The 14278-nt window shown below is 71.9% G+C and carries 13 protein-coding genes; 9 read left to right on the forward strand and 4 right to left on the reverse strand.

Annotated elements, in window-relative coordinates:
* Window positions 1-3 precede the first annotated feature (3 nt).
* Genes AC1DQF_RS12575 through AC1DQF_RS12590 form a run of 4 tightly spaced genes read right to left on the reverse strand, consistent with a single transcriptional unit; the run spans window position 4 to window position 3191 of the window.
* Window positions 4-399 carry a Fur family transcriptional regulator gene (locus AC1DQF_RS12575; protein ID WP_477525558.1) on the reverse strand — a complete coding sequence of 132 codons (396 nt, stop codon included), beginning with the start codon at window positions 397-399 and terminating at the stop codon, window positions 4-6.
* Window positions 386-1441, reverse strand: a complete 1056-nt coding sequence (locus tag AC1DQF_RS12580) for a metal ABC transporter permease (RefSeq protein WP_477525559.1) — start codon at window positions 1439-1441, stop codon at window positions 386-388. The genes AC1DQF_RS12575 and AC1DQF_RS12580 overlap by 14 nt, the downstream gene beginning before the upstream one ends.
* Window positions 1438-2241, reverse strand: coding sequence for a metal ABC transporter ATP-binding protein (locus AC1DQF_RS12585; RefSeq protein ID WP_477525560.1), 804 nt, complete (start codon window positions 2239-2241; stop codon window positions 1438-1440). Before AC1DQF_RS12585 ends, AC1DQF_RS12580 begins: the two co-directional genes overlap by 4 nt.
* The gene (locus AC1DQF_RS12590; RefSeq protein WP_477525561.1) at window positions 2235-3191 is read right to left on the reverse strand and encodes a metal ABC transporter substrate-binding protein; all 957 of its coding nucleotides are present in this window, start codon (window positions 3189-3191) and stop codon (window positions 2235-2237) included. Before AC1DQF_RS12590 ends, AC1DQF_RS12585 begins: the two co-directional genes overlap by 7 nt.
* 19 nt (window positions 3192-3210) lie before the next feature.
* Here AC1DQF_RS12590 and AC1DQF_RS12595 point away from each other — a divergent pair, with 19 nt between their 5' ends.
* From AC1DQF_RS12595 to AC1DQF_RS12635, 9 genes are all read left to right on the forward strand, one after another.
* The gene (locus AC1DQF_RS12595; protein WP_477525562.1) at window positions 3211-3582 is read left to right on the forward strand and encodes an antibiotic biosynthesis monooxygenase; all 372 of its coding nucleotides are present in this window, start codon (window positions 3211-3213) and stop codon (window positions 3580-3582) included.
* A 199-nt stretch (window positions 3583-3781) separates the two neighbouring features.
* Window positions 3782-5446: a potassium-transporting ATPase subunit KdpA gene (gene kdpA / locus AC1DQF_RS12600; protein WP_477525563.1), complete on the forward strand. Its 1665-nt coding sequence runs from the start codon at window positions 3782-3784 to the stop codon at window positions 5444-5446.
* Window positions 5447-5475: 29 nt separating this feature from the next.
* A complete protein-coding gene (gene kdpB / locus AC1DQF_RS12605) occupies window positions 5476-7470 on the forward strand; it encodes a potassium-transporting ATPase subunit KdpB (protein ID WP_477525571.1) in 1995 nt (664 codons plus the stop codon).
* Window positions 7471-7477: 7 nt separating this feature from the next.
* Window positions 7478-8089 (forward strand): potassium-transporting ATPase subunit KdpC, encoded by a 612-nt coding sequence (kdpC, locus tag AC1DQF_RS12610; RefSeq protein ID WP_477525564.1) that lies wholly within the window; start codon window positions 7478-7480, stop codon window positions 8087-8089.
* 4 nt (window positions 8090-8093) lie between these two features.
* Window positions 8094-10607 (forward strand): sensor histidine kinase, encoded by a 2514-nt coding sequence (locus AC1DQF_RS12615; protein ID WP_477525565.1) that lies wholly within the window; start codon window positions 8094-8096, stop codon window positions 10605-10607.
* 1 nt (window position 10608) lies between these two features.
* Window positions 10609-11289, forward strand: a complete 681-nt coding sequence (locus AC1DQF_RS12620; RefSeq protein ID WP_477525566.1) for a response regulator — start codon at window positions 10609-10611, stop codon at window positions 11287-11289.
* 99 nt (window positions 11290-11388) lie between these two features.
* Entirely contained in the window at window positions 11389-12801 is a 1413-nt protein-coding gene (locus tag AC1DQF_RS12625) for a glycine--tRNA ligase (protein ID WP_477525567.1), read from the forward strand.
* Between the two features lie 51 nt (window positions 12802-12852).
* A complete protein-coding gene (locus AC1DQF_RS12630) occupies window positions 12853-13509 on the forward strand; it encodes a hypothetical protein (RefSeq protein ID WP_477525568.1) in 657 nt (218 codons plus the stop codon).
* A 37-nt stretch (window positions 13510-13546) separates the two neighbouring features.
* Window positions 13547-14278 (forward strand): tRNA dihydrouridine synthase (locus tag AC1DQF_RS12635; protein ID WP_477525569.1); only part of this gene is annotated, 732 nt, incomplete at its 3' end.

Consider the following 14278-nt stretch of genomic DNA (forward strand, 5'->3'; position numbering starts at 1 on the left):
GGGTCAATGACGCGGGCAGGTGCCGAAGATCTCCAGCGTGTGCGAGACGTCCGCGAAGCCGTGCTCGGCGGCCATCGCGTTCGTCCAGCGCTCGACGGCGGGCCCTTCGACCTCGACGGTGGCTCCGCACTCGCGACACACGAGGTGGTGGTGGTGGGTTCCCGAGCAGCGGCGGTAGACGGCCTCGCCGTCCTCGGTACGCAGCATGTCGACCTCGTGGGACTCGCTGAGTCGCTGGAGCGTCCGGTAGACGGTGGCCAGCCCGACCTTGGCCCCCCGCTGGTCGAGGAGCTCGTGGATCTCCTGGGCGCTGCGGAAGTCGTCGAGCGACGCGAGGGCCTCGGTCACGGCGATCCGCTGGCGGGTGGGGCGCAGGGGCTGCGGGTCAGTGCTCGTCATAGTGCTCTCCGTGGGGGGCGTGCCGATGTCCGTCGTGGACGTAGTCGACGTGGTCGCCGTGCCGCACGGCGGGATGGCCGCAGTCGTCGCCGTGCAGGTGGTCGTGCTCCCCGTGGTCGTGGCGCGCGTCCTCCCCGGCGACCTGGTGCGCCTCGACGGAATCGGCCGACTCGACGGCCATGATCGGGAACGGCTCCGCGAGGCGCCGGCGCCGGCGCAGCCAGACCCCCACCGGCCAGGTCGCGGCGAACATCGCCAGTGCCAGCAGCACGATGGAGGGGCCCGGGGCGACGGTCGCCCGGGCCGACAGCCAGGCGCTGAGGACCAGGCCGCCGACCGCGGCGAAGCCACCCAGCACCATCGCCGCGAGCAGGGTYGAACGGAAGGACCGCGCGAGCTGCTGGGACGTGGCGACCGGCACCACCATCAGGGCCGACACGAGCAGCAGGCCGACGGTGCGCATCGCGACCGTGACGCTCACCGCGGCCAGCACGGCCACGAGCAGGTTGTAGGAGCGAACCTGGAGCCCGGCGACCCGGGCGAACTCGGGGTCGGAGGCCACGGCGAAGAGCTGGGGGAGCAGGCCCAGCGTGAGCGTCAGGACCACGACGGCCAGTCCGGCGGTGTACCAGACCTCGGTCGGGCTGATACTGGTCACCGAGCCGAAGAGGTAGACCTGCAGGCTGGCCGCCCCCTCGCCGGCGAGGCCGGTGATCAGTACGCCGCCGGCCAGACCGCCGTAGAAGAGCAGCGCCAGKGCGACGTCGCCGTTGGTGTGCCCCTGCTCGCGGATCACCTCGATGAGCACGGCCCCGAGGATGGCCACGACGACCGCCGTCCACGTGGGCGACGTCCCGGTCAGCAGGCCCAGCGCGACGCCGGTGACGGCGACGTGGCCGATGCCGTCGCCGAGCAGGGCCAGCCGTCGCTGCACCAGGAAGGTCCCGATCGCGGGTGCGGCGAGACCCGTCAGCAGGGCGGCGAGCAGGGCACGCTGCATGAAGTCGTGCTGCAGGAGGTCGAGCAGCTCGGAGAGGCTCATCGCCCACCGTCCCGGTCGTCGAGGGACAACGTGTCGAACGGGGAGCCGACGTGCGGCACGTGGTCGTGGCGGGCGTCGAGCGGGTGGTGGTGGCCGTGCACGTCCTCGTGCGACAGCGGAGGACCGTCGTACGCGATGCGGCCGTCGCGCATCACGACGGCCCGGTCGACGAGCGGTTCGAGCGGGCCCAGCTCGTGGGCCACCAGGACGACGGTGGCACCCCGTCCCGACAGGGTGCGGAGCGCGTCGGCGAGCGCCTGCTGGTTCGGCAGGTCGACTCCGGCCGTCGGCTCGTCCAGGAAGAACAGCTCCGGCTGCCCGGCGAGGGCTCGGGCGATGAGCACCCGTTGCTGCTGGCCGCCCGACAGTGTGGAGACCCCGTCGCCGGACTTGCCGGTGAGACCGACGACCTCGAGGGCGTCGTCGATGGCCGCGCGGTCGGCGCGGCTCGTCGGGCGCAGCAGGCCGCGGCGGGTGAGGCGGCCGGAGGCGACGACCTCGCGCACGCTGGCCGGGACCCCGCCCGTCGCCGTCCCGCGTTGCGGGACGTAGCCGATCCGGTGCCGTGACCTGAAGTCCGCCAGCGGGGTGCCGAAGAGCAGGACGGAGCCCTGCGTCAGCGGCCGCAGACCGGTGAGGGCGCGCACCAACGTGCTCTTGCCGGAGCCGTTGGCCCCCATCAGGACCACGAACTCGCCCTCGTGCACGACCAGGTCGTTGCCGCGCAGGACCGGTCGCCCGCCGATGGCGACGGTCACGTCGCGGGCCTCGACGACCGCGGGGCCGGCGGTGTTCAGCATCCGTTGGCCAGCTGGAGAGCGGCGAGGTTCTGCTGCATGAGAGCAACGTAGTCGCCCGAGCCGTCGCCCTCGCCCGGTCCCTCGAGAGGGTCCAGCACGGCGGTCCTCACGCCCGTGTCGGAGGCCAGGCTCTCGGCCATGGCCGGCGAGGCGAGCCGCTCGGAGAAGACGGTGGTGATGCCTTCGTCGGCGATCAGCTCCTGCAGGGCGACGAGCACTGCCGGCGTGGGCTCGGCGTCGGGGGAGAGCCCGGTGATCGCCTCGAAGTGCAGGCCGTAGCGCTCGAGGTAGCCGAACGCGTCGTGGCTGACGACCACGGTGTCGCGCTCGCAGCTCGCCAGCCCCGCGGTGAACTCTGCGTCGAGCGCCTCGAGCTCGGTGCGCAGGCGCCCGGCGTTCCTGCGGTACGACGCCGCCCCGTCCGGGTCGACCTCGGTCAACCCGTCGGCGACCGCGTCGGCGAGGTCGGCCATCAGCAGCGGGTCCTGCCAGAAGTGCGGGTCGGTGTCCCCGTGGTCGTGGCCGTCGTCGGCACCGTGCTCGTCGGCGGAGTGCTCTGCGTCGGCGGCGTGCTGCTCCTCGAGCGAGCGCAGGTCCACCACCTCGGCGGCGTCGACGACGACGCCCTCGGCGACGGTGTCGACGGCGTCGTCGACGGCCGGCTGGAACCCGCTCTCGAAGACCACCACGCCGGCCTCCTCGAGGTCGGCCGTCTGCGCGATGCCCAGCTCGAGGTCGTGCGGCTCGCCACCGGGCCGGGTCAGGTTGGTGACCTCCCAGTCGTCGCCGGCCACCTGCTCGGTGACCCACGCCAGGGGGAAGAAGGCGGCCACGGCCTGGTGGTCCGACCCGCCGGACCCGGATCCACCGGTGGCGCCGCACCCGGCCAGGACGAGGGCGCCGGCCGCGACGAGCGGGACGACACGGGCAGGGACAGCGCGCACGGACATGAGAACGATTCTCAGCAAGATGAGAATCGTTGTCAACTCGACCGCCGGACGCAGGCCGGGTCCCTATGATCAGCGGGTGCTGGTCGTCTCGAGATTCCGTGTCCCCGCCGCCGACACCGACGGCTTCCGGGTGAGCCTCGACGCGGCGCACGCCGCGCTCGCCGACCGGCCCGGCTACCTCGCCGGCACCGTGGGCCGCAACCTGGACGACCCGGAGCTCTGGGTGCTCTCCACCCGCTGGGAGCACGTGGGCGCCTACCGCCGCGCGCTGTCGTCGTACGACGTGAAGCTGCACGCCGTGCCGACCCTCAGCCGGGCGCTGGACGAGCCGAGCGCCTACGAGGTCGTCGAGCCCGGCAGCGCCCTGAACGTCGACATCCCCCGCGCCTGAACAGGCCGACCCGGCCGGCCGCCCGCCCGCGCCGTCAGGGCTCCGTCAGGGCGGGCCCGGTGGGCATCAGGGAAGCATCAAGACGGGTGGGGAGCAGGCTCCGCCGGTCGTAGGAATGACCTGTGCCCGATCTCTTCTTCACCCTGCTCGTGGTCGCGTTCTTCGTCGGCCTCGCCCTCCTCGCCAGGAGGCTCGACCGGTGAGCTCCGTCCTCCCCGCGCTGCTCCAGGTCGCCGTCCTGGGCGTCCTGCTCGCGCTCACCGTGCCGCCGATGGGGCGCTACCTGGCGTACGTCTACGAAAGCCCCCGGCACCTCGCCGGTGAGAGGCTGGTCTACCGGCTGACCGGGGTGGATCCCGACGCCGACCAGCACTGGCGCACCTACCTGACCTCTGTCCTCGGGTTCTCACTGGTGGGCGTCCTTGCGCTGTACGCCTTCGGCCGCCTCCAGCAGTTCCTGCCGCTCTCGCTCGGCATGGAGGCGCTGCCCGCCGACGGCGCCTTCAACACGGCCGTCTCCTTCGTCACCAACACGAACTGGCAGTGGTACTCCGGTGAGGCCGCCCTCGGGCACCTGATGCAGATGAGCGGCCTGACGGTGCAGAACTTCGCGTCCGCGGCCGTCGGCATGGCCGTCGCCGTGGCCCTCGCTCGCGGCCTCGCCCGGTCGAGCTCCCAGGGTCGCGTGGGCAACTTCTGGGTCGACCTCGTCCGCGGTGTCCTGCGTGTCCTGCTGCCGATCAGCGTGATCGGCGCCCTCGTGCTGGTCGCCCTGGGCGTCGTCCAGAACTTCGACGCCCCCCACGTGGTCGGCACGCTGGCCGACGGCAGCCAGTCCCTCACGGGCGGTCCGGTGGCGAGCCAGGAGGTCATCAAGGAGCTCGGCACCAACGGTGGCGGCTTCTACAACGCCAATTCCTCACACCCCTTCGAGAACCCGGGGCCGCTGAGCAACCTGTTCGAGGTCTACCTGATCCTGCTCATCCCGCTGGCGCTGGCGCTCGCGTTCGGTCGCATCGTCGGAGACCGTCGCCAGGGCCGGGCGGTGCTCGCGGTGATGACGATCCTGCTCGTCAGCTCCATCGGGCTCCTCACCTGGGCGGAGATGGCTGCCCCAGGAGCGGCCCCCACCGCGGCGGGGGGCGCTCTCGAGGGCAAGGAGGTCCGCTTCGGCGAGGCCGGGTCGGCAATGTTCGCGGCCGCCACGACCGGCACGTCGACGGGAGCGGTCAACGCCATGCACGACTCGCTCACCGCTCCCGGCGGCCTGGTGACGCTCTTCAACATGCAGCTCGGCGAGATCGCGCCGGGTGGCGTCGGGTCCGGGCTCTACGGGATGCTGATGCTCGCGGCCGTCACCGTGTTCCTCTCCGGCCTGATGGTCGGGCGCACCCCCGAGTGGCTCGGGAAGAAGATCGGCCAGCGCGAGATGACGCTCGTCGCCCTGTACGTGCTCGCCACCCCCGCGGTGGTCCTTGTCGGCGCCGCCCTGGCGATCAGCACCGACGCCGGGCTCGCCGGTCTGCAGGAGAGCGGCCCGCACGGTCTCTCGGAGGTGCTGTACGCCGTCACCTCGGCCGGCAACAACAACGGCTCTGCCTTCGCCGGGCTCTCGACCGGCACGCCCTTCTACAACGCCCTCCTCGGCATCTGCATGCTGGCCGGACGGTTCCTGCCGATCCTCTTCGTGCTCGCCCTCGCCGGCCGGTTCGCCGCCCAGCAGCGGGTCCCGGCCAGCGCCGGCACCCTGCCGACCCACAAGCCACTCTTCGTCATCCTTCTCACCGGCGTCGCCCTGGTCGTGGTCGGACTCACGTTCGTCCCCGTGCTGGCGCTCGCCCCCATCGCGGAGGCACTGCTGTGACCGTCCCCTTCCGTCTCGCGCTCGCCAAGATGAGCCCGCGTGAGCTCCTCGACAACCCGGTGCTCCTGGTCGTGGAGATCGGCGCGGTGGTCACCACCGTGGCTACCGTGCTCGATGCGTCCCTGTTCTCCGTGTCCATCACCGTGTGGCTCTGGCTGACGGTGCTCTTCGGCACCCTGGCCGAGGCCGTCGCCGAGGGGCGGGGCAAGGCCCAGGCCGCCAGCCTGCGCAACCTCCAGCAGACCACGACCGCCCGACGCGTCGCTGTCGGTGCTGGTCGGGCCACGCGACCAGGTGACCTTCCCACGCTGCCCCTCGAGGAGGTCTCCAGCGGCAGCCTGCGGGCCGGAGACGTCGTCGTGGTGGAGGCGGGGGAACGCATCCCCGGTGACGGCGACGTGATCGAGGGCGTGGCCACCGTCGACGAGTCCGCGGTCACCGGCGAGTCCGCGCCGGTGATCCGTGAGTCGGGCGGCGACCGGTGCGCCGTCACCGGTGGCACCGTGGTCCTCTCCGACCGCATCGTCGTCAGGATCAGCTCCGACCCGGGCCACTCGTTCGTGGACCGGATGATCGCCCTGGTGGAGGGTTCCGAGCGCCAGAAGACGCCCAACGAGGTGGCACTCAACATCCTGCTGCTCTCCCTGACCGCGGTGTTCGTGCTCGTCGTCGCGACCCTGTGGCCGTTCATGGACTACTCCGGCATCGAGCCCTCGGTGCTGGTGCTGGTCGCGCTGCTCGTCTGCCTCATCCCCACCACCATCGGCGCCCTGCTGAGCGCCATCGGCATCGCGGGCATGGACCGACTCGTACGCCGCAACGTGCTGGCCATGTCCGGTCGCGCGGTCGAGGCAGCCGGCGACGTCGACGTGCTGCTGCTCGACAAGACCGGCACGATCACCTACGGCAACCGCCGGGCCGTGGAGCTGGTCCCGGTCGGAGACACCACGCTGGAGCAGCTGTCCGGGGCGGCGCAGCTGTCCTCGTTGGCCGACGAGACGCCCGAGGGGCGCAGCATCGTCGACCTGGTCCACACCCAGGGCCTGGTCGAGGACGCGAGCGTGCCCGCCGGCGCCGAGCTGGTGGAGTTCACCGCCTTCACCCGGATGAGCGGCATCGACCTGCCCGGGCGCTGGATCCGCAAGGGAGCCGGCAGCGCCGTGGCGCTGTGGGTGCAGGACACGAGTGGGCTGCTGCACGACGAGCTGGACGGGATCGTGGAGCGGATCTCCTCGTCGGGTGGCACGCCCCTGGTGGTCGCGGAGCGGGTGGGCGACGACCCGGCCCGCCTGCTCGGGGTCGTCCACCTCAAGGACGTGGTCAAGGAGGGCATGCGCGCGCGCTTCGACGAGATGCGCGCCATGGGCATCCGGACCGTGATGATCACGGGCGACAACGCCCTCACCGCCAAGGCGATCGCCGAGGAGGCCGGTGTCGACGACTACCTCGCCGAGGCCACCCCGGAGGACAAGATGGCCCTGATCCGCAAGGAGCAGGAGGGCGGTCGCATGGTCGCGATGTGCGGCGACGGCACCAACGACGCCCCGGCGCTCGCGCAGGCCGACGTCGGCGTCGCGATGAACACCGGCACGTCGGCGGCCAAGGAGGCCGGCAACATGGTCGACCTCGACTCCGACCCGACCAAGCTCATCGACGTGGTGGAGATCGGCAAGCAGCTGCTCATCACCCGCGGTGCCCTCACCACCTTCTCGGTGGCCAACGACATCGCGAAGTACTTCGCGATCCTACCGGCCATGTTCGTCGTCGCCTTCCCGCAGCTCGACGCGCTCAACCTGATGGCACTCTCCAGCCCGGAGTCGGCGATCCTCTCGGCGGTGGTCTTCAACGCGCTGATCATCGTCGCGCTCATCCCGCTCGCTCTCCGGGGCGTGGCCTACCGGCCGGCCGCGGCCGAGGTGCTCCTGCGCCACAACATCCTCGTCTACGGAGTCGGCGGGCTGGTCGCACCGTTCCTCGGCATCAAGCTCCTGGACCTGGTCATCTCCGTCCTCCCCGGAATCTGAGGCAGTCATGGAAACCCTGTTCGCCCTCGGCCGCCACACCCTCGCCGGCCTGCGCGCCCTGCTCGTGCTCACCCTCCTGGTCGGCCTCGCCTACCCGCTGGCCGTCACCGGCGTCGCCCAGGCCGCCTTCGACTGGCGGGCGTCCGRCTCGCTCGTCACCGCCGACGGAAGCCGCACGACGTCGTACGAYGACGCCGTCGGCTCGGCACTCATCGGTCAGGCCTCCGCCGGCCGGGAGTGGTTCCACCCGCGGCCGTCGGCCGCCGGCGACGGCTGGGACCCGCTGGCCACCGGCGGCTCCAACCTCGGCCCGGAGAGCCCCGACCTGGTCGCGACGATCGAGGAGCGGCGTGCCGCCGTCGCCGCGGAGGAGGGGGTCGACCCGGCCGACGTCCCCGCCGACGCCCTCACCGCCTCGGCCTCCGGCCTCGACCCGCACGTCTCGCCGGCCTACGCGGCGCTGCAGGTACCGCGCGTGGCACGGGAGAACGGCTTGTCGGAGCAGCAGGTGAGCGACCTCGTCGAGGAGCACACCGACGGCCGCACCCTCGGTGTCCTGGGTGAGGCGAGGGTGGACGTGCTGGCGCTCAACTCCGCCGTCGCCGCCCTGCGAGACTGATCGCATGATCGGTCCCGAGGGTGCGCAGCGGCGGGGCAAGCTCCTCGTGTACCTCGGCGCGGCACCCGGGGTCGGCAAGACCTTCGCGATGCTGGACGAGGCGCACCGGCGCCGGGCGCGGGGGACCGACGTGGTCGTGGGACTCGTCGAGACCCACGGTCGACCGAACACCCAGGCCAAGCTCGAGGGACTCGAGGTGGTGCCGCGACGCGAGGTGTCCCACCGCGGCGCCACCTTCACCGAGATGGACACCGAGGCGATCATCGCGCGGGCGCCGGCGGTGGTGCTCGTCGACGAGCTCGCACACACCAACGTGCCGGGCAGCCGGTTCCACAAGCGTTGCCAGGACGTCGAGGAGATCCGCCGAGCGGGTATCGATGTCATCACCACCGTCAACATCCAGCACCTCGCCTCCCTCAACGACGAGGTCGAGCGCATCACCGGCGTCCGGCAGCGCGAGACGGTCCCCGACGCGGTGGTGCGCGCCGCCGACCAGGTCCAGCTGGTCGACATGAGTCCCGAGGCCCTGCGTCGCCGGCTGGCGCACGGCAACGTCTACCGGGCCGAGCAGATCGACGCCTCGCTGACGTCGTACTTCCGTGTCGGCAACCTCACCGCGCTGCGCGAGCTGGCACTGCTCTGGCTGGCCGACCGGGTGGACGACGCGCTGGACGACTACCGGCGAGAGCACCACATCCAGGCGCCCTGGCCGGCTCGCGAGCGTGTGGTGGTCGCGATCACCGGGGGAGCGGAGAGCGAGACGATCGTGCGCCGCGCCGCCCGCATCGCCTCCCGCTCCGCCGGCAGCGAGCTCATCGCGGTGCACGTGGTGCGCTCCGACGGCCTCACCGGAGCCGACACGAGCATGCTGCGCGCCTCGCGCGAGCTGGTCGAGGAGCTGGCCGGGTCCTTCCACTCCGTGGTGGGCGACGACGTCCCGGAGGCGGTCATCGACTTCGCCCGCGGGGTCAACGCCTCGATGGTCGTCGTGGGTGTCTCCCGCCACACCAGCTTCCGCCAGCTGTTCACGGGCTCGACGTCCACCGAGATCGCCCGGCTCTCGGGACCGATCGACGTGCACCTGGTCACCCACGACAGTGCCGGGGGTGCCCGTCGGCTCCGCCGCTCGGTCTCCCCGCTGAGCCGCTCCAGGCAGGTCGCCGGCTGGGTGGCGGCGACGGTCCTTCCGGTGCTGGTGACGCTGCTGCTGACGGCGACCCACACCGAGCAGAGCATGCCGTTGGAGGTGATGTCCTACCTGGCGGTGACCGTGCTGGTCGCGATGGTCGGCGGTCTCCTGCCCGCCCTGGCGGCGGCGTTCGCGGGCTTCCTGCTCCTCAACTGGTTCTTCACCGAGCCCGTGGGCCGCTGGACCGTCGCCGAGCCACGCAACCTCGTCACGCTCCTGGTGTTCGTCGCGATCGCAGCGGCTGTGTCCTCCGTGGTCGACCGGGCCTCGCGGGTGGCCGCCGACGCGGCGCGCGCCCGGGCCGAGGCGACGACGATGTCCGGCCTCTCCCAGTCGGTGCTCACCGGGGACGACACCGGGGAGGCAGTGGTCGCACGGCTCCGGGCCACCTTCGGCCTGGAGTCCGTCTCGCTCCTGGCTCGACGCGACGACACCGACGGCTGGCAGCTGCTGGCCTCCGACGGACCCGACGCGCCGCAGGCACCCGAGACCGGCGACGCGCAGGTCCGGGTGGACGACCGGCGGGTCATCGCGTGGCGGGGGCGTCCGCTCCGGGCCTCCGAGGTGCGGGTCCTCGACGGCTTCGCCGTGCAGGCCGGACTGGTCCTGGAGTACCGACGGCTCCGCGAGCGCGACGCCCGTGCCGCCGACCTCGAGCACGCCGAGGCGACGAGCACCGCCCTGCTGCGGGCGGTCTCGCACGACCTGCGCACCCCGCTCGCCACCATCCGCGCCTCGGTCGACGGACTGGTGGGCGGCGCACGACTCGGGGAGGCCGACCGGGACGAGCTCCTCGCCAGCCTGGACGGCTCCACCGACCAGCTCGAGCGGCTCATCGACAACCTCCTCGACCTCTCCCGCATCTCCTCGGGCCTGCTCACGCCCCGGATGCGCGACGTCAGCCTCGACGAGGTGCTGCCGCTGGCGGTCGCCGGCCAGCCACCAGGAGCGGTGCTGCTCGACCTGGACGAGGGGGAGCCGCTGGTGCGCACCGACCCCGGGCTGCTCGAGCGGGTCGTCGCCAACGTCGTGGCCAACGCCGTACGCCACTCGGGCGGGACGCCCGTGAGCATCGACGTGCACGTCGATCCCGGCGAGATGGCGATCCGGATCGCCGACCGGGGTCCGGGGGTCAGCGAGGCGGCCCGCGAGCGGATGTTCGAGCCGTTCCAGCGCCTCGGCGACGCCACCCCCGGCGGCCTCGGCCTCGGTCTGGCCGTGGCGCGCGGGCTGGCGGACGCGGTCGGTGCCAGCCTCGTCGCGGACGACACCCCCGGCGGTGGGCTCACCATGGTGCTCACGGTCCCGCTCGCGGTGGCAGGATCCTGACGTGTCCGCCCATGTGCTCGTGGTCGACGACGAGGCCGCCCTGGCCCGGGCGCTGCAGATCAACCTGCAGGCGCACGGCTGGACGGTCACGACCGCGCACGACGGGCGGTCCGCGCTGGACGCGGTGGCGACCACGCACCCCGACGTCGTGCTGCTCGACCTCGGCCTCCCGGACATGGACGGGATGGAGGTCATCGAGGGCATCCGGGGCTGGACGTCCGTGCCGATCGTGGTGCTCTCGGCGCGCCAGCACGGCGAGGACAAGGTGGACGCGCTGGACATGGGGGCCGACGACTACGTCACCAAGCCCTTCGCGATGCAGGAGCTCCTGGCCCGGCTGCGCGCCGCCGTACGCCGCTCGCACGAGCCGGTGCGCGAGGCCGCGCCCGTCGTCGTCGGCGACCTGGTCATCGACTTCGGCCGCAAGGCGGTGAGCCGCGGAGGACAGGACGTGCGGCTCACCCCCACCGAGTGGTCCTTCCTCGAGCTGCTGGCCCGCAACCTCGGCAGGCTGGTGTCCCGCGAGCAGGTCCTGCGCGAGGTGTGGGGGCCGGCCTACCTCACCGAGACCCACTACCTGCGGGTGTACGCCGCGCAGCTGAGGCGCAAGCTCGAGGCAGATCCGGCGCACCCGCGCCACCTCGTCACCAGCCCCGGTCTCGGCTACCTGCTGCAGCCCTGAGCGCCGTGCGCACGCCGGGGGAAAACCTCCGTGCGGCCGTCGTTAGGGTGGTGCCACCGACCGGCAGCCAGCCGGCCTGTTCTTCTGTGAGGACTCATCGTGGCCAAGCCCGCACCCACCGCCCTGGACAACGTCGTCTCCCTCGCGAAGCGTCGAGGCTTCGTCTACCCCTGCGGTGAGATCTACGGCGGCACCAAGTCCGCCTGGGACTACGGTCCGCTGGGCGTGGAGCTCAAGGAGAACATCAAGCGGCAGTGGTGGAAGTTCATGGTCACCCGCCGCGAGGACGTGGTGGGCCTGGACTCCAGCGTCATCCTGCCGACCCGCACGTGGGAGGCCTCGGGCCACCTCAAGACGTTCAGCGACCCGCTCACCGAGTGCCAGTCGTGCCACAAGCGCTTCCGCGAGGACCACCTGCAGGAGGACTACGCGTCGAAGCAGGAGGCCAAGGGCAACCCCGTGGACCCTGATGCGGTGGACATCAACGAGTCGGTGGCCTGCCCCAACTGCGGCACCCGCGGCGCGTGGACCGAGTCGCGCAACTTCAACATGATGCTCAAGACCTACCTCGGCGTCATCGAGGACGAGTCGGGCCTGCACTACCTGCGCCCCGAGACCGCCCAGGGCATCTTCCTCAACTTCGCCAACGTCGTCACGAGCAGCCGCCAGAAGCCGCCGTTCGGCATCGCCCAGATGGGCAAGAGCTTCCGCAACGAGATCACGCCCGGCAACTTCATCTTCCGCACCCGCGAGTTCGAGCAGATGGAGATGGAGTTCTTCGTCAAGCCCGGCGAGGACGAGGAGTGGCACCAGCACTGGATCGACCAGCGCACCCAGTGGTACGTCGACCTGGGCATCCACCCCGACAACCTGCGCCACTACGAGCACCCGGCCGAGAAGCTGTCGCACTACTCCAAGCGCACCGTCGACATCGAGTACCGCTTCGGGTTCTCCGGCCGTGACTTCGAGGAGCTCGAGGGCATCGCCAACCGCACGGACTTCGACCTCAAGCAGCACAGCGAGTACTCCGGCAAGGACCTGTCCTACTTCGACCAGGCCAGCAACGAGCGCTACATGCCCTACGTCATCGAGCCGGCGGCCGGCCTGACGCGCAGCCTGATGGCGTTCCTCATCGACGCCTACACCGAGGACGAGGCGCCCAACACCAAGGGCGGTGTCGACAAGCGCGTCGTGCTCAAGCTCGACCCGCGCCTCGCGCCGATCAAGGTGGCCGTGCTCCCGCTGAGCCGCAACGCCGACCTCTCGCCCAAGGCCAAGGCCCTGGCCGCCGAGCTGCGGCAGAACTGGAACGTCGACTTCGACGACTCCGGTGCCATCGGTCGCCGCTACCGTCGCCAGGACGAGATCGGTACGCCGTTCTGCGTCACCGTCGACTTCGAGACCCTCGACGACAACGCGGTGACCGTGCGCGAGCGCGACACCATGACCCAGGAGCGGGTCAGCCTGGACGGCATCTCCCGCTGGTTCGCCGAGCGCCTCCTCGGCTGCTGAGCCGCGGCGGTTCCACCGCCGCGCCGGCCCGACCCGGTGCACAATGCCCGCATGGGACGGGTCGGGCTGGTCGCGTGGGTCTGCACGGCGGGGCTGGTCCTGGCGGGCTGCTCCTCCGACGGTGCGCCCGGTGACGGTGCGTCCGGTGCCGGGGCCTCGGCGTCCACCGACACCTCACCGAGCGGGTCCACGAGCGACGAGTCCGCCGAGCATCCGCAGGGCACGACCGAGCCCGGCAGCGAGCTCGACCTCGGTGACACCGCCACCGTGGCGTGGCGTCCCGCTTCGGACCTCGACGGCGTGCTGGAGCTGAGCGTCGACACGGTCCGGGCGGCGGACACCGCCGACTTCGACGGCCTCGTCGCCCCCGGCGCCGTCGAGGGCGCCCGCCCCTACTACGTCGACGTGACGGTCGCCAACGCCGGCGACACCGACCTCGGTGGCCTCGACGTCCCGCTGTACCTCCACGACACCTCCGACTCCCTGGGCCCGCCGTGGGCCTTCACCGAGCCGTTCCGGCCCTGCCGCTCACGTCCGCTGCCTGCGTCGTTCGCGCCCGGGGACACGCACCGCACCTGCCTGGTGTTCTTCGCCCGCGCCGGGTCGACGTACGACGCGATGGTCTTCCAGCCGACCCCGGACCGGGAGGCGATCACGTGGACGGGCGAGGCCGCCACGCCCCGGCAGGACCGGCGCGACCGCCCCTGACGACGCGGGTGCTGACCCGACCGGGGACAATGGGGCCATGTCCCTGCCGTCGTCACTGACCCTGCGTGCGCCCTCCGGTGGGGCCCTCACCGTGGACACGMCCGTCGTGCTCGCGCCGATGGCGGGGATCACCAACGCGGCGTACCGCCGGCTCTGCGCCGAGCAGGGGGCCGGACTCTACGTCTGCGAGATGATCACCTCGCGCGGGCTGGTCGAGGGCGACGAGACGACGCGCAAGATGCTGGTCTTCGACGAGCTGGAGACCACCCGCTCCGTCCAGCTCTACGGCACCGACCCGCACTACGTCGGCCGGGCCGTGGAGATCCTGTGCGACGAGTTCGGCGTCGCGCACGTCGACCTCAACTTCGGCTGCCCGGTGCCCAAGGTGACCCGCAAGGGCGGCGGGGGAGCCCTGCCGTGGAAGCGCGGGCTGCTTGCCGACATCGTCGACGCGGCCGTCGTCGCCGCGACGCCGTACGACGTCCCGGTCACCATCAAGACGCGCAAGGGCCTCGACGACGACCACCTGACCTTCCTCGATGCCGGCCGCATCGCGCAGGAGTCGGGCGCGGCTGCCATCGCGCTGCACGGTCGCACGGTCGAGCAGGCCTATTCCGGTCGGGCCGACTGGGACGCGATCGCCGAGCTGGTGGCGAGCGTCGACATCCCGGTGCTCGGCAACGGCGACATCTGGGAGGCGGCCGACGCGGTGCGGATGGTGGAGGAGACCGGCGTCCACGGCGTCGTCGTCGGCCGAGGCTGCCTGGGC

It is taken from the genome of Nocardioides sp. P4_G4, from assembly GCF_056401085.1.